The organism is Mycobacterium hainanense (genome assembly GCF_041890355.1).
GTDB lineage: Bacteria > Actinomycetota > Actinomycetes > Mycobacteriales > Mycobacteriaceae > Mycobacterium > Mycobacterium hainanense.
Genome location: NZ_CP169059.1, coordinates 2142346 through 2168581, shown reverse-complemented (window position 1 = coordinate 2168581; position 26236 = coordinate 2142346). Strand labels below are relative to the sequence as shown.

The 26236-nt window shown below is 66.9% G+C and carries 18 protein-coding genes; 9 read left to right on the top strand and 9 right to left on the bottom strand.

Annotation, left to right across the window (positions count from 1 at the left end; genetic code table 11):
• Positions 1-39: 39 nt before the first annotated feature.
• Genes ACEL92_RS10140 through ACEL92_RS10125 form a run of 4 tightly spaced genes read right to left on the bottom strand, consistent with a single transcriptional unit; the run spans position 40 to position 4615 of the window.
• On the bottom strand, positions 40-936 hold the full coding sequence (locus ACEL92_RS10140) for a hypothetical protein (protein ID WP_374025435.1): 897 nt from the start codon (positions 934-936) through the stop codon (positions 40-42).
• Complete coding sequence (locus tag ACEL92_RS10135; protein WP_374025434.1) at positions 933-2516, bottom strand: bifunctional 3-(3-hydroxy-phenyl)propionate/3-hydroxycinnamic acid hydroxylase; 1584 nt, start codon at positions 2514-2516, stop codon at positions 933-935. Before ACEL92_RS10135 ends, ACEL92_RS10140 begins: the two co-directional genes overlap by 4 nt.
• Positions 2513-3430 (bottom strand): fumarylacetoacetate hydrolase family protein, encoded by a 918-nt coding sequence (locus ACEL92_RS10130; protein ID WP_374025433.1) that lies wholly within the window; start codon positions 3428-3430, stop codon positions 2513-2515. The genes ACEL92_RS10135 and ACEL92_RS10130 overlap by 4 nt, the downstream gene beginning before the upstream one ends.
• Before the next feature lie 39 nt (positions 3431-3469).
• Positions 3470-4615, bottom strand: coding sequence for a 2,3-dihydroxybiphenyl 1,2-dioxygenase (locus ACEL92_RS10125; RefSeq protein ID WP_374025432.1), 1146 nt, complete (start codon positions 4613-4615; stop codon positions 3470-3472).
• 395 nt (positions 4616-5010) lie between these two features.
• Here ACEL92_RS10125 and ACEL92_RS10120 point away from each other — a divergent pair, with 395 nt between their 5' ends.
• Complete coding sequence (locus tag ACEL92_RS10120) at positions 5011-5469, top strand: MmpS family transport accessory protein (protein WP_374025431.1); 459 nt, start codon at positions 5011-5013, stop codon at positions 5467-5469.
• The gene (locus ACEL92_RS10115) at positions 5466-8399 is read left to right on the top strand and encodes an RND family transporter (RefSeq protein WP_374025430.1); all 2934 of its coding nucleotides are present in this window, start codon (positions 5466-5468) and stop codon (positions 8397-8399) included. Before ACEL92_RS10120 ends, ACEL92_RS10115 begins: the two co-directional genes overlap by 4 nt.
• 42 nt (positions 8400-8441) lie before the next feature.
• Here the strand turns inward: ACEL92_RS10115 and ACEL92_RS10110 are convergent, their stop codons facing one another.
• Positions 8442-8756: a hypothetical protein gene (locus ACEL92_RS10110; RefSeq protein ID WP_374025429.1), complete on the bottom strand. Its 315-nt coding sequence runs from the start codon at positions 8754-8756 to the stop codon at positions 8442-8444.
• 305 nt (positions 8757-9061) lie between these two features.
• Between ACEL92_RS10110 and ACEL92_RS10105 the strand changes: the two genes are divergently transcribed.
• A complete protein-coding gene (locus tag ACEL92_RS10105) occupies positions 9062-10390 on the top strand; it encodes an NAD(P)/FAD-dependent oxidoreductase (RefSeq protein WP_374025428.1) in 1329 nt (442 codons plus the stop codon).
• Between the two features lie 57 nt (positions 10391-10447).
• Here the strand turns inward: ACEL92_RS10105 and ACEL92_RS10100 are convergent, their stop codons facing one another.
• The gene (locus tag ACEL92_RS10100) at positions 10448-14254 is read right to left on the bottom strand and encodes a GAF domain-containing protein (protein ID WP_374025427.1); all 3807 of its coding nucleotides are present in this window, start codon (positions 14252-14254) and stop codon (positions 10448-10450) included.
• 55 nt (positions 14255-14309) lie between these two features.
• Between ACEL92_RS10100 and ACEL92_RS10095 the strand changes: the two genes are divergently transcribed.
• Both ACEL92_RS10095 and ACEL92_RS10090 read left to right on the top strand, forming a co-directional pair.
• A complete protein-coding gene (locus tag ACEL92_RS10095; RefSeq protein WP_374025426.1) occupies positions 14310-14660 on the top strand; it encodes a hypothetical protein in 351 nt (116 codons plus the stop codon).
• A gap of 184 nt (positions 14661-14844) precedes the next feature.
• Positions 14845-15816 carry an amidohydrolase family protein gene (locus ACEL92_RS10090; RefSeq protein WP_374025425.1) on the top strand — a complete coding sequence of 324 codons (972 nt, stop codon included), beginning with the start codon at positions 14845-14847 and terminating at the stop codon, positions 15814-15816.
• Between the two features lie 75 nt (positions 15817-15891).
• Here ACEL92_RS10090 and ACEL92_RS10085 read toward each other — a convergent pair whose 3' ends face one another.
• The gene (locus ACEL92_RS10085; RefSeq protein WP_374025424.1) at positions 15892-16122 is read right to left on the bottom strand and encodes a hypothetical protein; all 231 of its coding nucleotides are present in this window, start codon (positions 16120-16122) and stop codon (positions 15892-15894) included.
• Between the two features lie 381 nt (positions 16123-16503).
• On the opposite strand from ACEL92_RS10085, the gene ACEL92_RS10080 reads away from it, so the two are divergent.
• Together ACEL92_RS10080 and ACEL92_RS10075 are read left to right on the top strand one after the other, a co-directional pair.
• The gene (locus ACEL92_RS10080) at positions 16504-17892 is read left to right on the top strand and encodes an NAD-dependent succinate-semialdehyde dehydrogenase (protein ID WP_374025423.1); all 1389 of its coding nucleotides are present in this window, start codon (positions 16504-16506) and stop codon (positions 17890-17892) included.
• Between the two features lie 39 nt (positions 17893-17931).
• The gene (locus ACEL92_RS10075; protein ID WP_374025422.1) at positions 17932-19632 is read left to right on the top strand and encodes an alpha-keto acid decarboxylase family protein; all 1701 of its coding nucleotides are present in this window, start codon (positions 17932-17934) and stop codon (positions 19630-19632) included.
• A gap of 571 nt (positions 19633-20203) precedes the next feature.
• Here the strand turns inward: ACEL92_RS10075 and ACEL92_RS10070 are convergent.
• A complete protein-coding gene (locus tag ACEL92_RS10070) occupies positions 20204-21055 on the bottom strand; it encodes a CbiQ family ECF transporter T component (protein ID WP_374025421.1) in 852 nt (283 codons plus the stop codon).
• Positions 21052-23022: an ATP-binding cassette domain-containing protein gene (locus ACEL92_RS10065; protein WP_374025420.1), complete on the bottom strand. Its 1971-nt coding sequence runs from the start codon at positions 23020-23022 to the stop codon at positions 21052-21054. Before ACEL92_RS10065 ends, ACEL92_RS10070 begins: the two co-directional genes overlap by 4 nt.
• Positions 23023-23216: 194 nt before the next feature.
• On the opposite strand from ACEL92_RS10065, the gene ACEL92_RS10060 reads away from it, so the two are divergent.
• Both ACEL92_RS10060 and ACEL92_RS10055 read left to right on the top strand, forming a co-directional pair.
• Complete coding sequence (locus tag ACEL92_RS10060; protein WP_374025419.1) at positions 23217-23690, top strand: MarR family winged helix-turn-helix transcriptional regulator; 474 nt, start codon at positions 23217-23219, stop codon at positions 23688-23690.
• 80 nt (positions 23691-23770) lie between these two features.
• Positions 23771-26179: an ATP-binding cassette domain-containing protein gene (locus tag ACEL92_RS10055; RefSeq protein WP_374025418.1), complete on the top strand. Its 2409-nt coding sequence runs from the start codon at positions 23771-23773 to the stop codon at positions 26177-26179.
• Positions 26180-26236 lie beyond the last annotated feature (57 nt).

Here is a 26236-nt window from a genome sequence, read left to right as displayed (position 1 = left end):
TCTCCCAGCCCACGGGGTCGTGGGACTCGCGCTCGCCGATCAGAGCTCGGCGAGCGCGAGGCCCGTGAGACCGTAGCCCAACTGCAGCAGCTCGGTGTCGACGCCGGTGTCGAGATTGACGTAGCGGATGCTGCCACCGAGGTCGCCGACGTAGAACTCCGAGTCGGACAACGCCGCGATGCCGATCGCCTCGTGGTATCCCCCCGACAGGATTTCCGGGGTGCCGACCACCGGCTGTACCCTCGCCCGGTTGAGGGTGTTTCCGTCGGGTTCGGCGCCGCGGTCAGTCCACACCAGCGTGGTGGCTTCCGACAGGTGCAGGTCGATCGGCTCGGGCAGGTCCTTCCAAAGCAGTTCGATGTCGTCACGGTGCCCGGGGCTGACTCCGGCCGGCAGGTCGAGCGGGGCCCGGAATATCCTGCCTTCCCCGGCCTTTGGGGCACCCTTTTGAGTCCAATACAGCAGGCGGTTATCGAGGTCGACGGCGACGCCCACGCAGTGGTTGGCGATGGTGCGCGCCGCATCCTCGCCGACCGCCGGCACCACGAGCGCACGCAGGTCGCTGCCGTCGAGGTTGCAGGTCAACACCTGCATGCCCTCGCGGTCGCACCAGTACAGCACGCCCGCGTCGAAATCGGCGGCGAGCTGCTTGCCCGTCGTGAACGCCCCGCGCGGAACGATCGTGACGCGGTTGCCCCCGTCGAGGTCGGCGCGTTCCAGTGACCCGTTGCGGACGTATGCAGCCTCCGAACGCGGGCCGCCGCCGGGATCGGCGGCGCCCATGTTCGTCCAGTAGATGTGGCCACGGGACTCGTCGACGATGAGGCCGTCGGGCCTCTCGTCGAGCCCGGTGACGAGGGTCCGCACGCGGCTGCCGTCCAGCGACACCGCCTGGATTTCCTGCTTGCCGTCGTTGAGCACCAACAAGTCGGTCATCGGCCGTCCCCTTCGGCTTCGATCTCCCGGCCGGCGGAAAATGACGGCACCGCGTCGCACAGAGCCCGAATCTCCTTACCCGCCTGCATGACCGCGCCATCGGGTCGCACGATGGCCCCGGTTGCCCGGCCTTGCTTCAGCCAGCGACCGAGTTGGCTCTCGCGCGAGACGGAGACCACGACGGCCCCGCGGCTGTCGAGCTCCTTATGTTGCGCGGGGCTCAACCACGCCGACGTCACCAGCGCGAAGCGGTTGCCGACGAGCTGGTCGAGGCGCAGGCCGTCGCGCAGCACCGGGTTGGGGCACAGCGTGCCCGCCAACCCCCCCGGCACACGGGACTTGACGACCATCTCCGACCGGTGCAACCCGGGCGCTACGCCGTCGGCGGCGCTGGTGCGGGTGCCCGGCAGGCGTAGGTTCTGCAGCCGCGGGAACACCACCTTGCGGACGAGGTCGCCGGTCGTCCCGCCGCCCGTCATCGCCGCTCCGACCGACACGGCCATCATGATCATGGCGGCCGCGTGCGCCTTGCGTTCCTGCTCGTAGGTGTCCAGCACACTTTCCGGCAGCGAACTGCCAAGCACCCCAGCCACTTTCCAGGTCAAGTTCAGCGCATCGCGCAGGCCAGCCGCCATGCCCTGGCCGACGAACGGCGGTGTCAGGTGGGCGGCGTCACCGAGCACGAACACGTTACGGTCGCGCCAGCTGCTGGCGACCTGCGCGCGGAAGGTGTACGCGGTGACGCGCACCAGGCGCAACTGGTCCGCCGGCACGCCGCCCAGCCACGGCTTGATCAACGGCTCGATCTGCTCGATGGTCTGGTAGTCCGCGGCGCTCTCCCCATCGAGAAGCCGGAACTCCCAGCGGTACCGGGTCTCGCCGACCCGCATGTAGGTGCCGGCGCGCTCCAGACTGCACAGCTGATGGCAGCCCTCCCACTGGTCGAGGTCGGCGTCGGTGTCGACGTCGATGACGATCCACTCCTGCTGGAACGGCAGCCCGTACATGTGCGAGCCGATTGACGCGCGGACCGTGCTGTTGGCGCCGTCACAGCCCAGCACGTACTGTGCCTCGACCGACTGTTCGCCGCCGCGCACCCGGTCGAGAAAGCTCACCCGCACGCGGCCGTGCTTGTTCTGGGTGACGCTGGTGACCTCGACGTCACCGTGCAGCGTGACGCGCGGGTAGCGCTTGAGGTTGGTGCGCATCATCGCTTCCAGCTCCGGCTGGTCGAACATGTTCATCTGAGGGTAGCCGTTGGCGCTGGGCTCGGTGCTGCGCTTCAGCTCCGCCAGCACCCGAAACTCCTTGTCCAGCAGACGGAGACCGTGCGCGGGGCGCCGGTGGGCGGCGAACTCGTCACCCACGCCCAGGCGAGCCAGAATCCGGTAGATCTCGTCGTCGGCGTGCACCGCGCGGGGCAACGGGTAGACGGATTCGTGCCGGTCGAGCACCAGCACCGGGATGCCGTACTGGCCCAGCAAGGTGGCCGCCGTGATGCCGGTCGGGCCGGCGCCGACGATGATCACCGGCACGAAGTCCGGCAGGGACGCCGCGGCGCCGTTGGACTGCGCGTTCATGCGTAAACCACCTTGTTGCGTTGCGTCCCGAGGTCGATGGCGCCGTCGTCGGTGGCCACCGTGGCCTCCACGACGTCCCCGTGATGCAGGTAGTTGGGATTCTTTGCCTGCGCGGCAAGGAAGGTCGCGATGTCGGCTTGGTGCGGGTTCTCGACGCCGCGCGCGGTGATCGCGGTGCCGACCGGCGTGCCGGTCAGCACGATGTCGCCGGCGTCGAGCTTCTGGAACTTCGTCAGCGCCTGCAGCGCCTGCACCGGCGAGAAGAGCATGTCGCCCTCGACGACCATGTTCTGCCGCACTTCGCCGTTGACCTTCAACGTTACCCGCAGATCGCCGAAGCGCTTGAGTTCGTCGGCGTCGACCAGCACCAGCGCGGGCCCGACTGGAGTGAAGGTCGGATACGACTTCGACTCGTAAAACTGGGCTTTGGTCATCTGGACGTCGCGTGCCGAGACGTCATTGGTCACCAGCAGCCCGTGGACGAACTCGGCCAGGTTGGCCTCGGTCACCTCGGTGCCCACCGGCAGCTCACGCCCGATCAGCAGGCCGATCTCCACCTCGTAGTCGAGCAGCTTGACGTGGGGCGGCTTGACGATGTCGTCGAACGGGCCCGCGACGGAGCCGGAGGCCTTGCGGAAGAAGGTCAGCGGAGTCTTCGCCGGGTCACGGCCGACGTCGCGCACGTGCGAGGCGTAGTTGGTGGCCTGGGCCACCACGCGGCACGGAGTCGTGACCGGCGAGACCACCTTCAGGCCTTCAACTGGCACGGTGTCGGTCGAACGGACGGCCAGGTCGATGGCCGCGCGGTCCGCCAGCAGCTCGCCGGTGGTCGCCGCGTCGGTGCGGATGCGGGCGGCACCAGTGGGCGTCTGCACCCACCATGAGTCGTCGGTGCGCAGGATGGAGATCGTCATCGGAAAATTCCTAACTTTCAGTGGGTTGGGTTGTGGGTATTACGAATTGGCTACGCTGAACAGCCCGCGCAGCGCCGACAGGTCAAACTCGTTGTCGTGGCGCAACGCGTCGAGCATCAAAGCCACCTCGCGCGCGGTCTCTTTCGGTGTGCCGACGCCAAGGAAGTCCTTACTCGGCGGCGGGCCCCACTGGTACAGGCCTGAGGCCGTCAGCGGCGCCCAGCCCGGCTCCAACGTGTTGTCGAACATGTCACCGTCGGCGTAGTGCTCGACCAGGAAGTCACCCTCCGGATCGCGCCAGTAGTCGAACAGTTGACTGCCCTGGATGTGCCGGCCGATGCCCCAGGAACGGAAATACCCTTGCTCGCGCAGGAATTCGCCGCCGGCGGCCAGCGCGTCCAGGTCGCACACTTGGTAGGCCGAGTGGACGTAGCGATGGGTCGGACCCAACGCCATGGCCAGCGTGTGGTGGTCGGCCGGGACCGAGCCGCGGTCGCAGCGGATGAAGCTCATGACCGGTCCGCGCTCACGCTGCCCCGGGTAGTAGCAGAAGTCGCTGACGATCAGCCCCAGGTGGTCCAGGTACCAGTTCAGCGCCTCGATGTACTTCGGGGTCTGCAACACGATGTGCCCGAGCCGCTGCACCGTGGCGGGCACGCGCGGGGGCCGCTGGGTGGAGTTGGCGCGGACGGTCTGGCGGCTGGGGCCGAAGTTGAACACGTGCGGCTGATGCGAGGGCAACTCCTCGAACTCGTGGACCCCCGAAACCACCTTCACGGGAATGCCGCTCGGGTCGACGAGGTCGATCGCCACCCCACCGAGGGTCACGGGCAGCGGCCGCACCGTCGTCCCGGTCGCGCCGGCCAACCGCAGCAGGTCGGAGTAATCGGCCGCCACGAAGGCGGGGCCGACGAACCGCGACCGCGCGCCGCGGCGGATCAGCACACACGGCGCACCGGCGTCACTGCCGCGCAGGTGCAACTCGTCGTCGGTGCGCAGCGCGACGCTGAACCCGAATGCCACCGCGAATTCCTCGGCCTTCTTCAGGTCGGGCTTCTCGAACTCCAGCCAGATGACGTCGTGGACCTTGATGACCGGGTTGGCGCAGCGTCCGGGGTGTTCACCCGGCAGGGCGCCCTGCTCTGTGTGCAGCCCGTTATGGGCACCGATGAGTTGGTCGGTCATTGCTCGCTCCTCAGGCAAGATGAAAGGCATGGATTGGCAAGGTTTTTGCGGCGCAAACGTCGATGTGCCGCACTCGCCATCAAGCATGGCGTTGTCGTGACCGCTTGTCCTTGCCGCTGACGGCAATCGGCATACCCTGCTAGCGGGTATTCGCGGTTTCCGACTATTCGTCACCTTTGGGATGGATTACAACGCACCCCATTGGGACACGAGCCGATGCCCCCGAGAAACGCCGTTAGATTGCGCAACTAAATCTGGTAGCGCTCATTGTTTTTTAGCGTTTACTATGCACACACACAACCGAATCTGACGGTCGAGCAAAGGTCGAAAAGACCCGCCTTGGAGGCTTGCCTCCAATAGTGCGCACGTGGTGAACGATCCGGAGGAGGATCGGCATGAGCGCTAGACGCAAAGGGCGAAACAACACAGGCGTCCTCGAGAAGCTTTGGCGGCCCCTCGTCATTATCGGCGTCCTCGCGGTCGTCGCCTACGGCGTCAACACCGTCCGAACCAACAGCGAAGCCATCAGCCATCCGGCCACGACGAATTCCCTGCCGGCCACGGTCGTCGAAATCAACCCCAAGAACGTCACCTACGAGGCGTTCGGCACGCTCGGCGGGGGCGGCAAGGTGGTGTACGCCAACCTCGACAGCCAGCCGATCGAAGTCCGGCTGACAGCGCTGCCCTGGTCGGTTTCGGAGACGACGATGTCGCCCTCGGCGACGCTGAGCCTCGTCATGCAGGTCGACGGGGACTCCGCCGGGTGTCGCATCCTCGTCGACGGCAAGGTCCGTGATGAGCACCTCGTGTCCCACCAGAGCGCCGCTGTCGCGTGCACGGTGACCGCGGCATGAACGACGACGCACCCACCGGGCCCATCGAGACCGAAGAACCGGTCCCGGCCTACGAACCGGTCAAGCGACCCCTCCTTGCGAGGCTGTGCCGCCAGTTCGCAGTGCCGATCGTCGCGTTCTGGGTGCTGCTGGGCATCGTGGTGAACGTGTTCGTCCCCTCCATCGAGGAGAACACCAAGGCCAATGCTAAGGCGTTGGTCCCCCGGGACTCCCCATCGTCGCAGGCCGCGCTCGTGCAGGGCAGCGCGTTCAAGGAGTCCGACTACACGAGCGCGGTCGTCATTCTTTTCGAGACCCGGGGCCGCAAGCTTGGCGACCAGGACCGTCAGTTCTACGACGAAGTGGTCCGCCGCCTGCGCAACGACAAACAGCACGTCCAGTCCCTGCTGGACCTGTGGGGCAAGCCGGTGACGAAGTCGGGACAGCAGAGCGCCGACGCCGAGGCGGCCACGCTGACCGTCCGCCCGACGGGCGACACCGGCGATGCCACCTCGAGCCGGTCGATCGACGCCATCCGGGACATCGTGGCCAAGGTCCCGAAACCGCAAGGCCTCAACACCTACGTGACCGGACCGGCCGCACTCAACACCGACACGCTCGACGCCGCCGACGCCAGCATGTTCACGCTCACGATCGTGTCGGTGATCGTCATCATCGTCATGCTGCTGCTCGCCTACCGTTCGTTCGCCCGAGCCCTCATCCCGCTGGTGGGTGTGCTCCTCATCCTGGCGACGGCGCGCGGCGTCGTCTCGTTCCTCGTCGGTCTGCACGTCCTGGGCATTTCGTCGTTCGCGATGAACATGCTGGTGGCCCTGGTACTGGGCGTCGCCACCGACTACGGGATCTTTTTCATCGGTCGATACAACGAGGCACGCCGGGCGGGTCACGACAAGGAATCTGCCTACTACGAGTCGGTCGCGAACACGCAGCACGTCATCCTCGGTTCGGGCATGGCGATCTCCGGGTCGACGCTTTGCCTCAGCCTGACCAAACTCAACTACTTCCGCACCCTAGGGCCGCCCTGCTTCGTGGGGATGGTCGTGGCGGTCGTTGCCGCCCTCACCCTGGGGCCCGCGATGCTTGCGCTGGGGGGCCGCATCAAATGGTTGCAGCGAATCAGCCCGACCAGCCCGATGTGGCGCCGACTCGGGACCGCCATCACCCGGTGGCCTGCCGCATTCATCTTCGTCGCCGTCCTCGTCGTCCCGCTCTGCGTGATGAATCTCGCCACCTACAAGGTGAGTTACAACGACCGGGACTTCGCGCCCGCGACGGTCGAGTCGGTGGAAGGCTACGCGGCCTCAGACCGGCACTTCCCGAAGAGCCAGTTGTCCGTCGACAACCTCTACGTCAGCGCGGATCACGACATGCGCAACACGACCGACCTGATCTCCCTGGACCGGATCGCCAAGACCATCCTGCGGGTTCCCGGCATCTCCATGGTGCAGGGCATCACCCGGCCCAACGGCCGGCCCCTTGAACACGCTTCACTTCCCTACTCCATGGGGTCGGTGGGAACCAAGGTCGGCGAGAACCTCGCCTTCTTCAAGGATCGGGTCGCCGACATCGACACGACGGCGGATCACATGGGCAAGCTCATCGACGAAACCACCCAGCTTGAACAGCTCACCGGCCGGCTTACGGATCTCACCAGCCAGCTGACCGGTGGCACTCACATCTCCCGCGAGGCGACCGAACAAATGCGAGCGATCACCGACGAAGTCCGAGACAACCTCGCGAACGTCGACGACTTCTTCCGGCCGCTGCGCGGCTACCTGTACTGGGAGAGGCACTGTTACGACATCCCGATCTGCTGGGCCCTCCGGTCGTTGACCGAGACGGTCGACAACGTCGACCAGGTGAGCGAGCAGCTCGGCAACTTGGTGAAGGGCCTCGCCATCATCGACACGGTCACTCCGCAGATGGTTCCCCTGATGCACGCCATGGCCGAACACATGGGAACGATGGTCAACGAAATGCGGGCGATGCAGTCGCTGACACTGAGTACGCAAAGCACTCTGCACGCCATGATTCCGCAGATGGAAGTCATGATTCATCCGATGATCGACATGGCGCAGGCATTCGACAACGCGAAGAACGACGACTTCTTCTTTCTGCCGCCAGAGTCGCTCGAAACCGAGAATTTCAAGGTCGGTCTCGAGTTCTTCATGACTCCGGACGGAAAAGGCGCGCGCTTCATGGTTTTCCACGAGGGCGAGGCGATGAGCCCGGCCGGAATTCAGCAGTCGAGGAATGCAACGGCCGCCGCACACGAGGCCATCAAGCAAACGGCGCTGTCGAACGCGAAATTGGACATGGCGGGTGCCTCACCGACCTACCGCGACGTCGAGGACTTCTCCCACAACGACCTCATCCTGATGATGCTGGCGACGTTCGGGCTGGTGTTCGTCATCGTGCTGGTCATCACCAGGGCACTGGTCGGTTCGATATTGGTGCTGATCATCGTCGTGCTGTCGTTCGCTGGTTCATTGGGCTTGGCGTCCCTGATCTGGGAGACGTTGCTCGGCACCCAACTGCATTGGCTGAACGTCCCCATCGCGTTCATTGTGCTTGTGGGCGTGGGTTGCGACTACAACCTGCTGCTGCTGTCCCGGTACCGGGAAGAGCTCGACGCCGGTATCGCGACCGGCATGATCCGCGCGATCGCGGGCTCCCTGAGCGTGGCGGTCACTGCGGCTCTGGTCCTCGCCGGCACGATGCTGGCGCTGCTTTCCAGCGACGTGAAGAACATCGGGCAGGCCGGGTCGACCATCGCGATCGGACTGGTCTTCGACATGTTCATCATGCGGCTGTGCCTCGTCATGCCGATCGCCCGAATCCTTGGCCCATGGTTCTGGTGGCCGCAGCGGGTGCTGAGCCGGCCCAGGGCCGCGGCCGGAGCTCGGCCGGCGGCCGTTCCGCCGCTGTGAAGCAGCCGTGATGCGGCCGCCGGAGCTCACGCCGCCCAAGGCTCACAGGGGCCGGAAATGGATGCACTGTTCGGCGGTCTTGAAATTCTGCCCGCAGTAGATGCATTTCATTCGGCCGGAGCGGGCGATTCTGGCCGAACAGGCCCGCACCCACTTGCGGTAGTGGACGGTGCACACCGGCTGATGACCACCGCAGGGCCGGTGACGCAGTGCGAGCCAACTCGCCGGCCGCTCGCACCCGTACGCGCTTTCACATCGCACCTGCTCGGCCCATGTCGACACCACGGCGTCGAACGAGTCGGCCGTTTCGGCCGTTTCGGGCTGGACGGCATCCGACGCATCGGGACGCGGGGTCATGCCGATGCATGTACCCTCCGTCGCTGTCGTCAACCACCGCGGCGGCATCCGTTCGCGCGGCGGATACCCGAATCAGCCGCGCTCCGATGGGTTCGCACTAGCCGGTAGGAGCCACCGCCGGTTTTCCGCAGGCGGTCATGGGTGCTGGCGGTGATGCGTTTTGCATCGTGCATCTCGATCATTGACCCAGAGCGGACGCGATCCTTGTCGCCGAGTGTGCGGCCGGCCGCGCATTCAAGCTCGAGTGTGCGGCGGGCCGCACAAGAAATGGCGGCAGAAAATGTACCGAAGGAAGTGAAGTGCCAATGGAACAACAGCATCGCGTTGTCGTGATCGGTTCCGGGTTCGGCGGGCTGACCGCCGTCAAGGCGCTCAAACACGCTTCCGTCGACGTCACGATGATCGCGCGCACCCAGCACCACCTGTTCCAGCCCCTGCTGTACCAAGTGGCGACCGGCATCATCTCGGAGGGCGAAATCGCCCCCGCCACCCGGGTGATCCTGCGGGGGCAGAAGAACGCCAAAGTGTTGTTGGGCAACGTGGTCCACATCGACCTCGAAGGCCGCCGCGTGCTTTCCGAGGTGCTGGGGCGTCGCTACATGTGCGAGTACGACACGTTGATCGTCGCGGCGGGGGCGGGCCAATCCTACTTCGGCAACGACCATTTCGCCGAGTTCGCCCCCGGCATGAAGACCATCGACGACGCGCTGGAGTTGCGTGGCCGCATCCTCGGGGCGTTTGAACAGGCGGAGCTAACCAGCGATCCGGCGCACCGGCAGCGGCTGTTGACCTTCACCGTCGTGGGTGGCGGTCCGACGGGTGTGGAGATGGCGGGTCAGATCGCCGAATTGGCCCGCGAGACGCTGAAAGGCTCGTTCCGCAACGTCGACTCCGCCACGGCGCGAGTGATCCTGCTGGACGCCGGCGATGCGCTGCTTCGACCGATGGGACCCAAACTGAGCAGGAAGGCCCAAGACCGGCTGCAGAAGATGGGGGTCGAGGTTCAGTTGGGCACGGTCGTTACCGACGTCGACCACAGTGGCCTGATGGTCAAGGACGCTGATGGGACCGTTCGGCGCATCGAATCGCAATGCAAGGTGTGGTCGGCGGGCGTATCCGCCAGCCCGTTGGGCCGAGACATCGCCGACCAGTCCGCGACCGAGATCGACCGCGCCGGACGCGTCAAGGTCTTGCCGGACTTGTCGATTCCGGGTCATCCGAACGTGTTCGTGATCGGCGACATGGCCTGCGTGGAAGGTGTGCCGGGCATGGCCCAGGGTGCGATCCAGGGCGCCAAGTACGTGGCGAAAGTGATCAAAGCGGAACTCAAGGGCGCCAATCCCGCCGGACGCCGACCGTTCACCTACTTCGACAAAGGATCGATGGCCACGGTGTCGCGGTGCTCGGCGGTGGCCAAGGTCGGCCCGATCGAGTTCGGCGGGTTCGTCGCCTGGTTGGCTTGGCTGTTCCTGCACCTGGTGTACCTGGTGGACTTCAAAAGCCGGACGACGACACTGGTCTCGTGGATCCTGACGTTCCTGAGCACGCGTCGCGGCCAACTGACGATCACCGAGCGGCAGGCCACCGCCAGCGTGACGTCTCAGCATCTGGAAGACCTGGTTGCGGCGACTTGAGACGGGCAGATTTCCTGCCTCTGCCGTTCAGAATCCTTGCTTCGCAGCGCTTTACACTCATTCGGCTTGGTTGGTGTGGCGCGGGATGGTGATGTCGAGGGCCGTGCCCCCTCCCACGGGGCTGGCGACACGCATCCAGCCGCCCAGCACCTCGATGCGGTCCTTGAGGCCGATCAGCCCGGAGCCCTTACCCGAGTCTGCCCCGCCGACGCCGTCGTCCGAGATGAGCAAGGTGAGGTTGGTGTCGTCGGCGTGCGCCCGCACCCTCACCTCGGATGCTTGAGCGTGCTTGGCGGCGTTGGTCAAAGCCTCCGCGACCACGTAGTACACGGCGACCTCGACCGACTCCGGCAACCGGTGGTCAATCGCGACGTCGAGGTCGACGGGCACCGACGAGCGACGGGCCAGCGTCTTGAGCGCCGCAGACAGGCCGCCGGTCGACAGCACCGCCGGATGGATGCCCCGGGAAATCTCCTGCAGCTCGGTGAATACGTCGGTCAAACCCGAAACCGCTTCGGATAGATCGTGTTTGAGGGCATCGGATTCGGGTGGCACCGACTCCTGCGCGAGACGGAGTTTCATGCCCAGGGCGACGAGCCGTTGCTGTGCTCCGTCGTGGATGTCTCGTTCCAGGCGGCGACGGGCGTCGTCGGCGGCCGCCACGATCCGGGCCCGCGAGGCGATCAGCTCCGCGCGGGTGGTCGCGGCCGCGATCGCCGTCGCCACCAGTTCGGCGAACTCAACGATGCGCGCCTCGGTATCGGGCGGCAGCGGATCACCTTCGGTGGTGGCCACCACGGCCAGCCCCCACAGCCGCTCATCCACCACGATCGGGGCTCCGACGCGGGACCGGACACCCAACTCGCGGACGCGTTCGGCAATGGGGCCGGTGGCGCCCACCCAGCTGTCCATCCGCGCCGCGAGCCGCGTATGCAACACCCTCGCGGCGACGTTGTCACCCTCGGTGCTCAGGCGCTCCCCCGCCTCCAGATGTGCCACTCCGGGCGCCGCATGGGAGGCGGCGACGACGATCGCCGCGCCGTCGTCCTCGAAACGGAGCACCTCGGCGCTGCCGACGTTCAAGCACTCGGCCATCTCCTCGGCCACCGCCGAGAACACCTCCGTCGGGCTGACCCCTTGCGCGACCAACGTCGCCACGCGCCGCAACGCGGCCTGCTGCCTGGCCAGCACGCTCAGGTTGTCGGCGAGCTCGCGCAGGCTGTCGCGGCTCGCCTGCAACGCAGATCTGGTGGCGGCGTTGGCAATCGAGGTGCCCACCAGATCCGCGAAGTCCGCCATGCGCGATTCGGTGTCGGGCGGCAATGGTTCCGTTCGCGACGCCACGCCGACCGCACCCCAGACATGTCCACCGACGACGACGGGGACCGCGACCATGGATTGGATGCCGAGCTCACGGATGAACGCGGCCGTCGAGCCGGCGGCGCTGTCGTGGGTGTCCATGCGGGCGGGCCTGCCGGTGCGCAGCACCATCGGCGCAACGTGGTCCCCACCCAGCGAGAAACGCTGGCCGGCCGTCGGCGCGCTCATGTCCAACTCCTCCACGCGCCCGACTGCCTCCACGACGATGTCATCACCGTCGAAACGAATCACGGTCGTGTTGTAGACGTCCAGGCATTCCCCCAGCTGCTCGGCGACCGCGTTGAAGACCTCGGCGGGCGGCGCCTCGCGGGCGACGAGTTCGGCCACCATGCGCAACGCCGTCTGCTGTCGAGCGAGGTCGCGCAGGCTGTCACGGCTGGCGTGAAGCTCAAACCTGGTGGCGGCGTTCGCAATCGACGTGGCGACCAAATCCGCGAAATCGGCCATGCGCGCCTCGGTGTCGGGCGGCAGCGGCTCATCGCGCGACGCCGCGGCAAGCACGCCCCACACCTGTGCCCCGACGGTGATGGGTACGCCCACCATGCACCGCACCCCGGCATCGCGAATGCGTGCGGCCGTCTCGCCCGCCGCATGGTCGTGGCTGTCCATTCGCGCGGGCCGACCGGTGCGGCGGATGACTGGCCCGATGTGGTCGCCGGTCACGGGGAACCGCTCACCGATCGCCGGCGGGTTCGGCAGTTCCGGCTCGGCGCGGCCAAGAGCCTCGATGACGATGGCATCGTCATCGAACCGGCCGACGGTCGTGTTGTGGACGTCCAGGCAGCCCGCGGTTTCCTCGGCCACCGCCCGGAACACCTGGCGAGGTGGCGCCTCGCGCGCCACCAGTTCGGCCACCCGCCGCAGCGCCGTCTGGTGTCGGGCGAGGTCGCGCAAATTGTCGCGGCTTGCCCGAAGCTGGTCCCTGGTAGCCGCGTTGGCGATCGCGGTGGCGACCAGGTCGGCGAAATCGGCCATGCGGGCTTCGGTTTCGGGAGGCATGGGCGTCGTCCGCGACGCGACCGCCAGCACTCCCCACACATGTGAGCCAACAACGATGGGCACACCAACGACTGATTGAAGGCCGCCCGCACGGATCCGCTCGGCCCACGCGCCCGAAGCGTGCTCATAGTCATCGATTCGCGCCGGCCGACCGTCTCGCCGAACCATCAGGGCGATGTTGTCCCCCTCCATCACGAACCGTTCCCCGACCACCGGAAGGTTCGGCATCCCAGAGTCAGCGCGCGCGACGGCCTCCACGATGGTCGCGTCGCCGTCGTAGCGGACCACCGTCGCATTGTGGACGTCGAGAATGCTGGCGATCTCCTCCGCGACCGCGTGAAACACTGCTGCCGGCTGCGCCTCGCGCGCGACCAGTTCCGCCACCCGGCGCAACGCCGATTGGCGTCGAGCGAGCTCGCGCAAGCTGCCGCGGCTCAAATTCAGTTGTTCACGCGCCGCCGCAGTGGCGATCGCGGTCGTAACCAGATCGGCGAAGTCGGCGATGCCCACCTCGGTGTCGGCCGGCAGTGGATCGGACCGCGAGGCGACGGCGGCCACCCCCCACAGTTGTTCACCGACCATGATCGGGACGCCAACCATCGATCGGATCCCCATCTGCCGCAGGCGTGCCGCCGAAGCACCCACCGCGTGCTCGTGGCTGTCCACCCGAGCGGGCCGTCCCGTGCGCCGGATGATCGCAGCGACGTCGTCGCCGTCCAGCGGAAACCGCTCGCCCACCGCCGGCGGATTGGGCAGGTCGATCTCCGGACGTCCAAGCGCCGCAATGACGACGTCATCGCCTTCGTAGCGACCCACCGTCGCGTTGTAGACGCCCAGAACATTGGCCATCTCCTCGGCCACGGCGTTGAACACGTCAGCAGGCTCCGCATCGCCGGCGACCAGTTCGGCCACCCGACGCAGCGCCGTCTGATGCCGGGCGAGCCGGCGCAGGCGGTCCCGGCTGGCACGCAGCCGCTCCTGGCTGGCCTCGAGCATCGTCCGGATTTCGCGGAGTTGCTCTTCTTCCTCGCGTTGCACAGTGACATCGCGGCCAACGGCGTAATACAACCCGTGGTGCGGCGCGACACTCCATTCGATCCACCGCGAAGAACCATCGCGGCTGATCGCCCGGTTTTCGAAACGAACCGGCCCACGGCCATCGGTCAGCTCTTTTATCGGCTCGCGGAGCCGATCCATGTCTTCCGGCGGCACCAATTGGAATGGGGCAGCGACCAATTCGTCCATCGTGTAACCCAGCGTCTTTTCGAAGGCCGGATTGACCTTGAGCAATTTGCCCTGATCGGAGATGACCATGAGATCTGAAGTAAGTTCGAAGAACTGTTCCACTCGGTGAGGGCTCTCGTCCGATCCGTTGCTGACTCTCCCGCGACCGGTTGCGGCGGCGACGGCGGCGACGGCGGCGCCGATGAGGACCAGGCACAACAAAACCGCGTAGATCGTCCCGGTCGGGTCCTCCGGCGCCACTTGCTTGAGGAGAACGACCAGCGCTGCCGCGACGACGGAGCAGCCAGCCGCGGCGGTGACCGCAACCGCGGGCGGCGGAACTGCCCTCAGCCAAACTGACGCTCTCGAAGGCGTAACCGATGACGTGCGGGCGGCGCGCCGACGTCTGGGCGACATCTGTTCAGTATGTATCGTTCGGGCGTTCAGCAAAGGCCCCACCGTTGCTTTTTTCCAGTTCGCTTATCGCGCCTCGCCCTTGCCACCACGCAGCGGCGAAGCCGACCAGCACACCTGGCAGAGTTCTCCGAAAATGCCGCGGCGTTATCGCATGCCCCTGCGCGATGCCGAAGATGTGATGACGGCTAACGCCTACGGCAGTACGCTCGTCCGGTGGCGGAAACGTCGTACGCGCCCTGCGGCGATTTGAGCCTTGCGCATCAAGTGGTTCGGCGATGGGCCCAACCGGCTCGTCTTGATCCCCCTTTTGTCAGCCATGTCGAGCTGTTCTGGACGCTGCCCGAGTTCAGGGCGTTCTTCGAGCGTCTCGGCACCTGTGCCGCGTCGCGATGTTCGACTGCCTGACCCGGGGCGTCGACCGCAAGTGAGCACAGATGGTAAGTGATTCCCGCCGTCCCGGTTTCGTCGACGTCCACGCCCATTTCGTCACGGACTGGTACACCGACCTGGCCAGCGCCGCCGGACATCGCCTGCCCGACGGCATGCCGAGCTGGCCTAGCTGGTCGGCGGAAACGCACCTGCAGCTGATGGATCGTTCCGGCATCGACACGGCGATACTGTCCGTCTCTTCGCCCGGTGTGCACTTCGGTGACGACGCCGCCGCGCGCGTATTGGCGCGCCGGCTCAACGAATACGCGTCGGACGTTGTGCGCGACCATCCCGGCCGCTTTGGCTTGTTCGCCACCCTCCCGCTGCCTGACGTCGACGGTGGACTAGCCGAAATGACCTACGCTTTCGACTCTTTGGGCGCCGACGGCATCATCCTCGAGACCAACTTCGCCGGCCTCTACCTCGGTGACGCGCGCCTGGAGCCCATCTTCGCCGAACTCGACCGCCGCGGCGCCGTCGTCCTGATCCATCCCACCTCGCCGGCGTGCTGGCAGCAGACCGCGCTCGGCCGGCCGCGCCCCATGATCGAGTTCATCTTCGACACCGCACGCACGATCACCGACATGTTGTTCGCCGGCACCTTCGAGCGCCACTCCCGGCTTCAGGTGATCGTTCCCCACTGCGGCGGTGCGCTGCCGGTGGTCGCCGACCGGGTCAATGGGTTCATGAAGCTGGCTGGACACGTCGACAATGGTTCGAGCGACGCGATCACGCTGCTGCGGCGTCTTTACTACGACACCGCCGGCAGCGCGTTTCCCCGCCAGATTCCGGCGTTGTTGAGCCTGATCGACACCGATCGCCTTCTGTATGGCAGCGACTACCCGTGGACACCGGCGCCCATCGCGGAGCTTCACACGGCCGCCTTCACAAACATGCCCGGACCCGCCGGCACAGCCAGCTGGCCGGCGGTGACGACCGCGAACGCGCACCGGCTGCTGCCACGGCTCATCCACTGAGCCAGTCGGCGCGCCGCACCATAATGATGCTCGGCTCAAAGCCCCACGCGCACAGACCTTTCAGTCACGGGGAGATCAATTGACGCAGATGGTCCCACTGAGGTGAGTACCGTCCCCGGTGAGGCATCCATTCGGGGGATCCTTGGGCAGACCGGGCGGCAGGCAGTTCTGCCGGTAGTTGTCCCAGTACCAACCCTGGGGGCAGTCGGCGAGACTCGGACCCGCCGAGGCTCCCAGCAGCGGGGCCAGGCCAAGACCGGCCAACGCCAACCAGGCCGCGGACAAAGCGATTCTGAGGTTCTTCATGTTCCGTCCGTCCTTTCACGTTTGGACACGCTTGCCACAAGTGTGGCGATGATCGACGCCGAAGCGCTGTACGCCAGCCGCCAACCCGCATACCGGCCAGCCACCAAACATGCTCCCGACACGGCCTTTTCGGGCACGCGTCCAAACACGTTGTAAACCAACGCAATACTGACGGTCCGTCAGAAAGCCACCGCAACGGCCAACTTTACTGCTGGCAGGTATATCCATTTGCCGGTGGCGTGAACGACAAGGCCCTGCGGCGCCCGCATTCTGAGATCAACCACGCGACAGCAAAACCTGCGCGTAATCGCGTGCAGAAAAAGAAGTTACCAACCCGGGCAGCGGTCAGGAGCCGCTCGCAGACAATTGGAAGGGCACACCATGGCATACCGGACCGTCAACCCGTTCAACAACGAGGTCGTCGCCACCTTCGACGACCTGACCGATGCCGAGGCGATGAACCTGCTCGACCAGGCGCAGAAGACGTTTGAGTCCTGGAGCCAGACTTCCTACGCCCAGCGGGCCGCGCTGTGCAAGCGTGCGGCGGCCATCCTCACGGAACGGCCCGACGAGTTCGCCCGCCTGCTCACGCTGGAGATGGGCAAGCTCTACAAGGAGAGCCTGGGCGAGGTGGCGCTCAGCGCGCACATCTTCGCCTACTACGCCGACAACGCCGAGAAGTTCCTGGCGCCCGAACGCATCGACACCATCAGCGTCAACGACAACGCGATGCTCGTCAGCGAGCCGCTCGGCGTGATCCTGGGCGTGCAGCCGTGGAACTTCCCCTTCTACCAGCTGGCGCGTGTGGCGGCGCCAAACCTGATGGCCGGCAACGTCGTCATGGTCAAGCACGCCTCCAACGTCCCGCAGGCCGCGGCGGCGTTCGAGCGGCTGCTGCTCGAGGCCGGCTTCCCGGAAGGCGCCTACACCAACCTCTTTGCGACCAAAGAGCAGATCAACACGCTGATCGACGACCCGCGGGTGCGGGGCGTGTCGCTGACCGGCAGCGAGGGCGCCGGTAGCGTCGTCGCGGCACGGGCCGGCAAGAACCTCAAGAAGTCCACCATGGAGCTGGGCGGCTCGGACGCGCTGATCGTGCTGGACGACGCCGACCTGGACAAGACCGTGCCGTGGGCGGTGTGGGGCCGGATGAACAACGGCGGTCAATGCTGCGTGGCCTCCAAACGGATCATCGTCGCCGAGGAGCTCGCCGACGAATTTCTGGAGAGGTTCTCCGCCGCACTGGCCGAGCTCAAGGCCGGGGACCCCTTCGACGAGGCCACCACCCTGCCGCCGATGTCGAGCCAGGGTGCCGCCGACGAGCTGAACGCGAAGATCAAGGCCGCGGTCGAAGCGGGGGCGACGGCCATCCCGCTCGGCGAACCGGTGCCCACCACGGGTGCCTTCGTGCAGCCGACGATCCTGACCGATCTCACCCCCGACAACCCGGCTTACTACCAGGAATTCTTCGGCCCGGTCGCGCTGTTCTTCCGCGCCACCAGCGAGGACGACGCCGTGCGGATCGCCAACGACTCGCACTTCGGGCTCGGCGGCTCGGTGTTCACCCAGGACCCCGAGCGCGGAGTCGAGGTCGCCAAGCGGATCGAGACCGGCATGGTGTTCGTCAACCACCCCACCTGGACCAAGCCGGACCTGCCCTTCGGTGGGGTCAAGCTGTCGGGCTATGGGCACGAACTGTCGGGCATCGGCATCGCGGAGTTCGTCAACAAGAAGCTGATCAACGTCGTGCCGATCGACGCGCCCGAGTAATCCAAATCCCCAGTGACTCAACGCAAAAGGAACACAATCATGGCTGACTTCACCGTGGGTAAGTACCTGGCGGCCCGGTTCGAGCAGATCGGGCTCAAGCACTACTTCATGGTCCCCGGGGACTACAACCTCGTGCTGCTCGACGAGCTGCTGGAAAACGAGAACGTCCAGCAGATCGGCTGCTGCAACGAGCTCAACGCCGCCTACGCGGCCGAGGGCTACGCCCGGGTGAACGGCGTCGGCGCCGTGCTCACCACGTTCAACGTCGGGGCGTACTCGGCGCTGAACGGGGTGGCGGGCGCCCACGCCGAACGCCTGCCGGTGATCATGGTGTCCTCGAGCCCCAACACCAACGACGCGGGTGAGAACCACATCCTGCACCACACGGTCGGCACGCACGACTTCACCGCGCAATACGAGGTCTTCCGCCAGGTGACCTGCGCGGCGGTGCGCATCCAGCACCCCGACAACGCGCCCGCCATGATCGATTACGCGATCAGCACCGCGTTGCGCGAGCGCAAGCCCGCCTACATCGAGATTCCGTGCAACCTGTCGGCTGCGCGGTGTGCGGCACCGGCGCCGTTCTCGGAACTGCCGGCGTGGGAGCCGAGCAACGCGCGGACGTTGGCCGACGCGGTCGCGCGGGCCACCGACCTCATCGGCCAGGCGAAGAAGCCGATCCTGCTGGCGGGCGTGCACCTGCGCGCATACGGCGCGATCGACGCCTTCCGGGAACTGGCCGAGGCACTGGGCTGCGCGGTGGCGGTCATGCCGAACGCCAAAGGCTTCTTCCCCGAGGACCACCCGCAATACGCCGGGATCTACTGGGGCGAGGTGAGCAGTCCGCAGTGCCAGGCCATCGTCGACTGGTCCGACCTGGTCGTGGCCGCCGGTCCGGTGTTCAACGACTACACGACGGTCGGCTACAGCGCGATGCCGCCGCGCAACCGGATGATCAACGCCGAGCCCCGGGTGGTGCGGTTCCCCGACGCCGAGTTCACCGGAGTCGCGCTGGCCGACTTTTTGAGCGACCTCGCGAAGAAGGTGCAGGCCAACGACGCCACCCTGACGCAGTACAAGCGCCTGCGGGGCACGGCATCGGCGGCGCCGCGTCCGGGGCCCGCCGACCCTTCGGCGCCGCTGAGCCGGGTCGAAATGTGGCGCCAGATCGAGGACGAACTGGACTCCAGCACCACCCTGTTGGTGGAGACCGGCGACTCTTGGCTGAACGGCATGTACACCCGGCTGCCGGGCGGCGCACGGTTCGAGATCGAGATGCAGTGGGGCTCGATCGGCTGGTCGGTTCCCGCCAGTTTCGGCTACGCAATGGGCCTGGAGGACGACCGCCGGCTGGTGTCGGTGATCGGTGACGGGTCGTTTCAGTTGACGGCCCAAGAGGTTTCGAACATGATCCGCCACCACCAGGAAACCCTTATGTTCCTGGTCAACAACCGCGGCTACGTGATCGAGTCGGCGATCCACGACGGTCCCTACAACTACTACAAGAACTGGGACTATGCCGGGCTGGTCGACGCGTTCAACGCCGAGGACGGCGGCGGTCTAGGGCTGAGGGCAACCACCGCAGCGGAATTGGCCGACGCGATCGAGAAGGCCCACGCTCACAAGGGCGGCCCGGTGCTGATCGAGTGCCAGATCCCCAACGACGACGCCAGCCCCGAGTTGATCTCCTGGGGATCAAAGGTGGCACGGGTCAATTCGCGCCCGGATCCGCGGTTCTGACGGAAGATACTCCGTCGATAGGTGGGCCGACCGGCAGCGCGCCACGACGCGCATGATGCTGCCGGTACCCTCCCCTCGCGTACGCCTGGCTCGCTGCCAATCATCACGGCGTAACCGTGCGGGCGAGCTCGATTACGTTGGCAGGCCGCGGGATTCACTGGTCTCCGCGGTGCCCGGGTGAGACACCAGCACATAGCCCGCGCAGCCCCACACAATCGGGACGATCGCGAACAGGCCATACATCGCTGTCATGACGTCATCTCCCGTTAGGTGCAAGAGCCTTGCGCATCTTGCTCGATGTTTTCAGACTCGCCCTCGACGACGGCGCTGTCGCCGCGGCTAGCCCCCATCAACGGGGCCCACTAGCCGGGAAATTCGCTACCTGCCAGCAGGCATGGCGGAGGATCTCCTGGCTGGTGCGTGCCGGACGTCGTGCGGCATTCCCACCACGAGCCAAGTCACGACTGAGCTATCGCCGGCGATATTGACTTCATCGACCGCCTCATCCTCCAGGCCGGGCCGAGGTGGCTGGCGCGACTCAGCGACCGAGCACGGCCGTCACGTCGGACGATCAGCGAGTCAGGTGGAATATCGTCTCGACCGCGACCGCGGCACCGCCCACCGCGATGGTCACCGCGAGCGTCAACCAGTCGGCCATTTTCGGCCGGGCCGGGGCGGCCGATAGTTGGCCGATGCCGCCGCGGGCGGTGATCGCGTCACCCATCTCGTCGGCACGGCGCAACGTCACCACGACGGCGGCGGCGACCAAATCGATCGAGTTGCCGGCCGTCTGCTTGACCCGCGCCTTGCGAGTCGGTGCCATATGGTTGGGCCGCAATCGACGAGCGGCGTAGAGCACCTGAAATTCCTCGATCAGCAACGGGAAGGCGCGCAGCGCCAGAGCGAGGGCCACCGCCCACTCGTCAACCGGGATCCGCACCAGCTTGAGCGGGCGGCCCAAAACCGCTAGCGCCGGGGCGATTTCGGCGACATTGGTGGTCCAGGACACCATCGCCCCCAGCCCAAGCAAAACGAGGGACAACGCGGTGATCCGCAGGAAGTTCAATGCCCCGCCGAGCCCCAAGTGGACCCCGGCGATCGTCACGACCGGACTACCGCCGGCCACCGCGGCCGTCACGAAACCCAACGCGATGAGGATCCACAGCCAGCGCGGGATCGACGGAAGCGCACCGCGGGGAATGTGGGCGATCCAGATCGCCGTCATCACCAACGCGGCCACCGAACCAATCGTGACCCAACCGGGGTAGAAGGTCAGCAACACGGCGACACCGAACACCACGAGCAGCTTGGTGCCGGCCCACAAGCTGTGGATCGCGGACCCGCCGGGCACCGGAACCAACAGCACCACCGGGCGAGCAGTGCGCCGCTCCTTGCTGCGCGTGGAGGACGAGGGTGCGGTCATGACCCGCCCCCCGCCGAGGCGGTGGCAGACACCGTCTGCAGCGCGCCGTTCTGCACGTGCAGGGTTCGCGGGCAGACGGCTTCCAACCCCACGAAGTCGTGCGAGATGACGACTACGGTCAGACCCCGGTGACGGCGCAGGTCCGCCAGCAGACGCAGCAGGCCGCGCTGGCTCCCGACGTCCAGCCCGGCCAGCGGCTCGTCGAGGATCAGGACGCGCGGCGAGCACGCCAGCAGTCCGGCGAGCACCACCCGTCTCATCTGGCCGCCGCTGAGCTGGTCGATGCGTCGCTTGCCCATCGTGGGCTCCAGCCCGACCGCAGCCAGGGCGGCGGTCACCCGACCTTCGTCACGGGGCGAAAAGCCCGCCACGGAAGCAACTTCCAGGCCGACGTGGCTGCGCATCAATTGCAGCCTGGCGGTCTGAAACGACAACGCCACCGCGCCGACGTGATCCCGGATCGGCTCTCCGTCGAGCAGGCAGGCGCCGACCGTGGGAACCGTGAGTCCGGCCATGATCCACGCCAGCGTCGATTTGCCCGAGCCGTTGCCACCATGAATCAGAATTCCGTCGCCTTGTTCCACGACGAAGTTGATGTCGCGCAGCGCGGCCTTCGCCCACGGCGTCCCGCTGTTGTATTCGTGGCTGACCCCAACGATTTCCAGCACGGGCTTGCTCGGCCCGCGCCTGACCGCGGTGGCCGGCAGCGGGGCCGGCACCGTCTCCACCATGCCGGTGTTATCCGGGGAATCGCTGAGGTTGATGGTCCGGTCCGCCGACGCGGCCTCGTTGTCGAAATGCGTGATGTGTACCAGGGCGGTCCGATGCCGCTTGGGAAGGCCGGACAGCACGTTCAACAGGACCTCACGGCCCCTCTGATCGACCATGCTGGTGAACTCGTCGGCGATCAGGAGCGCCGGTTCCCGCGCCAGCGCCGCGGCCAGAGCGAGGCGTTGCAGTTCGCCGCCGGACAGGCCGCCGGTATCGCGCTCGGCGAAACCGCCAAGACCGACTTCCCGCAGCAAATGCTCGACGTCGACCTCGGTTCCCGGGGGCAGGCCCCACACCACATCATCGGCGACGCGGGTTCCCAAGACCTGGCTCTTCGGGTGCTGCAGGACCAGCGCCGTGCCGCCCACCATGCCGAGACCCACCGCACCCGGGCGCTGCACGGTGCCCGACGTCGGTTGCCTGCCCGCCAAGATGAGCGTCAACGTGGTCTTGCCCGAGCCGTTGGCGCCGATCACGGCGACATGTTCGCCGACCTGGAGTTCCAGACTCAGCTCACGCAAGGCGTCTTGCTTGGCATTGGGGTAGCGGAACCGCACCTTGTCCAGCCGCACCGGAACGGGGCCGATGGCGGCGTCGGGAGGCTCGTCCGGTGCGTCGAGCTTGTGCACATCCGGAACCCTGCCCATCCGGTCCAGCAGGCGAGAAAGGGCCCACCAACCGATCAACGACGACACGATGACCCCATAGGTGACGTAGCCGAGCATCAGCCACGGCCAGTAATGCAGCCCGAATTCGAAGCACCGCTTTACGTCGGCGCCGAGCCAGCGCAGATTCACCCTGCCCAGGAAGGCGACCAGACCATCCACGTTGGCCGACATCACCTCAAAGATCAGATGCCGCAACCGATTCAGCACCGACAACGCACCGACGGTGGCGCCGGCGACGGCGACCCCGACGATCAGGGATAAGACGAGGACGGTGGGTGTGCCCCTGCCCCTGCGCTTGACGAAACCGGTCAAGCCGCCGATGTAGGAGCAGTTGACGACCGTCACGAAGCCGCCGACCCCGGAGATGAGAAAGGCGATCATTCCGGCCGCAAACGTCGCGGCCAGCAGCACACGCAGTCGGTAACGGTACGAGAGCAGGCCCATCGGCACCGTGCCCAGCAGCGCCAATCCTTGGGCGAACGGGATAACGCCGGCGATGATCGCGATCACCGCGCAAAGCGCCCCCATGACCGAGGCCTGTGCTAGTTCGGCCGGGTGTAAAGGTCCGCCCCGACGGCGCGCACGGACGGGGCGGCGGACTTTCACTTCACTGATTCTGCCAGGCCGCGGCCTCAACTCGGTTCGTCACACTCGACACTCCCGCGCCGATCGGACCCGGCCGTCACTCGCCTCGCTTAGCAAAGCTATGGAACTATGGACACATGGACAGAGTTGTCGACACCGCAAACATCGAGGCCCAGCAGCTGGGAGCGGATCTGCTCGCCGTGGTGGCGCGGCTCAACCGGCTGGCCACCCAGCGCATCCAGATGCCGCTGCCGGCGGCGCAGGCCAGGCTGCTCGCCTCCATCGAAGCCCACGGCGAGGCCCGGATCGGCGACCTCGCCGCGGTCGATCACTGCTCACAGCCGACCATGACGACGCAGGTGCGCCGGCTCGAGGACGCCGGCCTGGTCACCCGAACCGTCGACCCGGGGGACGCCCGCGCCGTCCGGATCCGCATCACCCCGCAGGGCAAGCGCACGCTCAACGCGGTTCGCGCCGACCGCGCCGCCGCCATCGAACCGCAACTCGCGTTGCTCGAGCCCGGCGACCGCCAGGTGCTGACCGACGCGGTCGAGGTGTTACGCCGGCTTCTCGACAATGCGTCGCTGGCGGGGCGGCGCAACGCGCTCTGACGGGCGCACCCACGTGGATGGACGAGGGCCGGCGGGTAGACACTAAGTCGATTCGACCGGTGTGAGGAAAGGTGGCGGCCATGCGGCCCGAGGCTTCCGGTTTCAGAGCCTCCCCGTTGACCGTGTGGGTCGGGTCTGCGCGCTTCGACTTCTCCCCCGGTCGCGACGTGATCGTCGGCTACGGCCCGGGCAGCGATATCGCCCTGGAGCGCCTCGGAACCACCGCCTCACCGCCCCCGGCGCCCCGCCCCGAAGTGGTGCTGCGATTCGCGGGCACCCAGTGGATGGCGATCGACCTGAGCCACAACGGCATCTTCGTGGATGGCGCACGCGCCTCGACGGTCACCATCCACAATGGTCAGGCGATCAGCATCGGTGATCCGCAGCGCGGTCCCCGGCTGGTTTTCGAAATCGCCCAGCCGGCCGGTCCGCCCCGGCAGGCGCCGCCTCGACCGCCTGCCTACCCGCCGCGGCAGTCCCCGCCTCCTCCTCCCGCCCCGCCGCAACCCGCTCGCCCGAGCGATCCGAACCTGCGGGCCCCGACCGAGCGCGACACGCAGCGCATGCGGGTGCTGCCGCCGCAGCCGCCGGCGGCCGAACCTGCCGCCCATCCACAGCCGGCACCGCCGGTTCAGCCGCCCGTCCAGCCGGTCCCAGTGGCGGATGCACAGGCGAAGGGTCCGGGCCTCATCGAGCGGATGATCACCTCGAAATTCCGCGTCCCGCGTCCGGCCGTCGGCGCAGCGGAAACCGGGAACTCCACCTATCGATTGCCGCTCAAAGCCGAGGCCCGCACCCTCGGGGTGACCGCATACCAACTCGGACTGACGGTCGACGGGCGCGACATCGTGTCGGGCATCTCATTCTCGGCGCGTCCGGGCATGTTCACCGCCGTCGTCGGGCCGTCGGCCACCCGCAACTCCGCCCTGCTCGGGTTGCTCGCCGGGACCAGGCAACCCAGCTCCGGGCGCGTCACCGTCGACGGCCACGACGTGCACGCGGACCCGGCGTCCATGCGCACCCGCATCGGCATCGTCTCGCCCGAGGACCGCTTGCACCGGCAGCTCACCGTAGAAAGGGCGTTGGGGTACACCGCCGAACTGCGCCTGCCGCAGGACATCTCACCCGAGCAGCGCGACCGCGTGGTCAGTCAGGTCCTCGAGGAACTGGATCTCTCGGATCACCGGTCCACCCGGATCGGCAAGCTTTCACCCGAGCTGCGACGGTGCGCCGCGCTGGCCGTCGAGCTCCTCACCCGGCCGACGCTGCTCGTCGTCGACGAGCCAACCGCCGGCCTGGATGCGGAGCAACAACGTCACGTCATGGCGATGCTGCGGCGCCAGGCCGAGATCGGCTGCGTGGTGGTGGCGGCCATGTCATCGCAAACCTCGTTGGCGAACCTCGACCTGTGCGACGAGGTGCTGGTGCTGACCTCAGCCGGCACGACTGCGTTCCTGGGGCCGCCCGCGCAGGTCGAATCCCGGCTGGGCACCGCCGACTGGTCGCAAGTGCTGGAACGGGTGAATGCCGACCCCCACGGAACCCACCGCGCGTTTCGAGCCCAGCCACCGGCGGCTCGCACGCCGCCCGAGATCGCCCCACCGGCGCCGCCCCCGGCCGAAGCCCCGCTGGGACGGCAGGTCCGGCTGCTGGCCCGCCGCGACGCCCGGCTGCTCCTGGCCGACCGACTCTACGTTGTGTTCCTGGTGCTCCTGCCGTTCGTGCTGGCGGGCCTGGCGCTGCTCATTCCTGGCGATTCGGGGCTGACCCGGCCCCATGCCGGCGACCCTCACCCCCACGAAGCCATCGAGATCCTCGCCGCGATCAACATCGCCGCGGTGATCATCGGCACCGCGCTCACGATCCGCGCCGTGGTGCGCGAGCGTCGCATCTTCCGCCGCGAGCAGGCGCTCGGCCTGTCGAGCGCGGCCTATCTGGCCGCCAAGATCCTGGTGTTCAGCCTCGCGGCGGCGATCCTGACGGCCATCGTGTTCGCCATCGTCATCGCCGCCAAGGGCGGACCGGCGGGTGGCGCCGCCCTGCTGCACAACGCCACCGTCGAGCTCTATGTGAGCGTGGCGGTGACGGCCATGGTGTCCGCGGTCGTCGGGCTCGCCTTGTCGAGCCTGGGCAAGTCGCTGAGCGAGGTCCTGCCGCTGCTGTTGCCGGTGATCCTGGCCTCCGCGCTCTTCAACGGAAGCCTCGTTCAACTGGTGAGTAAGTGGGGCTTGCAGCAGATCTCCTGGCTCGTGCCCGCCCGCTGGGGCTTCGCCGCGTCGGCGTCCACGGCCAACCTGCGCCGGGTCGACCCCTTGGCCGCCGACTGCCAGTCGTGGACGCACTACAGCGGCTGGTGGTTGTTCGACATGGGGATGCTCGTTCTGCTCGGCACCGTGGCGGCCGGCTTTACCCTCTACCGGTTGCGGCCTCCGCAACGCCAAGCCGCGCAGTCAGCGCAGCAGGAACAACAGGAACTGGGTCGTCGCTGACCGGCACCGCCGATTGGGATCGGGTTGTTATACCGGCGACGAGAACCGCGAGATACC

Bases quoted from the DNA above. Each gene is read 5' to 3' on its own strand.
- ACEL92_RS10140 (WP_374025435.1), bottom strand. From the start codon at position 936: ATGACCGACTTGTTGGTGCTCAACGACGGCAAGCAGGAAATCCAGGCG.
- ACEL92_RS10135 (WP_374025434.1), bottom strand. From the start codon at position 2,516: ATGAACGCGCAGTCCAACGGCGCCGCGGCGTCCCTGCCGGACTTCGTG.
- ACEL92_RS10130 (WP_374025433.1), bottom strand. From the start codon at position 3,430: ATGACGATCTCCATCCTGCGCACCGACGACTCATGGTGGGTGCAGACG.
- ACEL92_RS10125 (WP_374025432.1), bottom strand. From the start codon at position 4,615: ATGACCGACCAACTCATCGGTGCCCATAACGGGCTGCACACAGAGCAG.
- ACEL92_RS10120 (WP_374025431.1), top strand. From the start codon at position 5,011: ATGAGCGCTAGACGCAAAGGGCGAAACAACACAGGCGTCCTCGAGAAG.
- ACEL92_RS10115 (WP_374025430.1), top strand. From the start codon at position 5,466: ATGAACGACGACGCACCCACCGGGCCCATCGAGACCGAAGAACCGGTC.
- ACEL92_RS10110 (WP_374025429.1), bottom strand. From the start codon at position 8,756: ATGACCCCGCGTCCCGATGCGTCGGATGCCGTCCAGCCCGAAACGGCC.
- ACEL92_RS10105 (WP_374025428.1), top strand. From the start codon at position 9,062: ATGGAACAACAGCATCGCGTTGTCGTGATCGGTTCCGGGTTCGGCGGG.
- ACEL92_RS10090 (WP_374025425.1), top strand. From the start codon at position 14,845: ATGGTAAGTGATTCCCGCCGTCCCGGTTTCGTCGACGTCCACGCCCAT.
- ACEL92_RS10085 (WP_374025424.1), bottom strand. From the start codon at position 16,122: ATGAAGAACCTCAGAATCGCTTTGTCCGCGGCCTGGTTGGCGTTGGCC.
- ACEL92_RS10080 (WP_374025423.1), top strand. From the start codon at position 16,504: ATGGCATACCGGACCGTCAACCCGTTCAACAACGAGGTCGTCGCCACC.
- ACEL92_RS10075 (WP_374025422.1), top strand. From the start codon at position 17,932: ATGGCTGACTTCACCGTGGGTAAGTACCTGGCGGCCCGGTTCGAGCAG.
- ACEL92_RS10070 (WP_374025421.1), bottom strand. From the start codon at position 21,055: ATGACCGCACCCTCGTCCTCCACGCGCAGCAAGGAGCGGCGCACTGCT.
- ACEL92_RS10065 (WP_374025420.1), bottom strand. From the start codon at position 23,022: ATGGGGGCGCTTTGCGCGGTGATCGCGATCATCGCCGGCGTTATCCCG.
- ACEL92_RS10060 (WP_374025419.1), top strand. From the start codon at position 23,217: ATGGACAGAGTTGTCGACACCGCAAACATCGAGGCCCAGCAGCTGGGA.
- ACEL92_RS10055 (WP_374025418.1), top strand. From the start codon at position 23,771: ATGCGGCCCGAGGCTTCCGGTTTCAGAGCCTCCCCGTTGACCGTGTGG.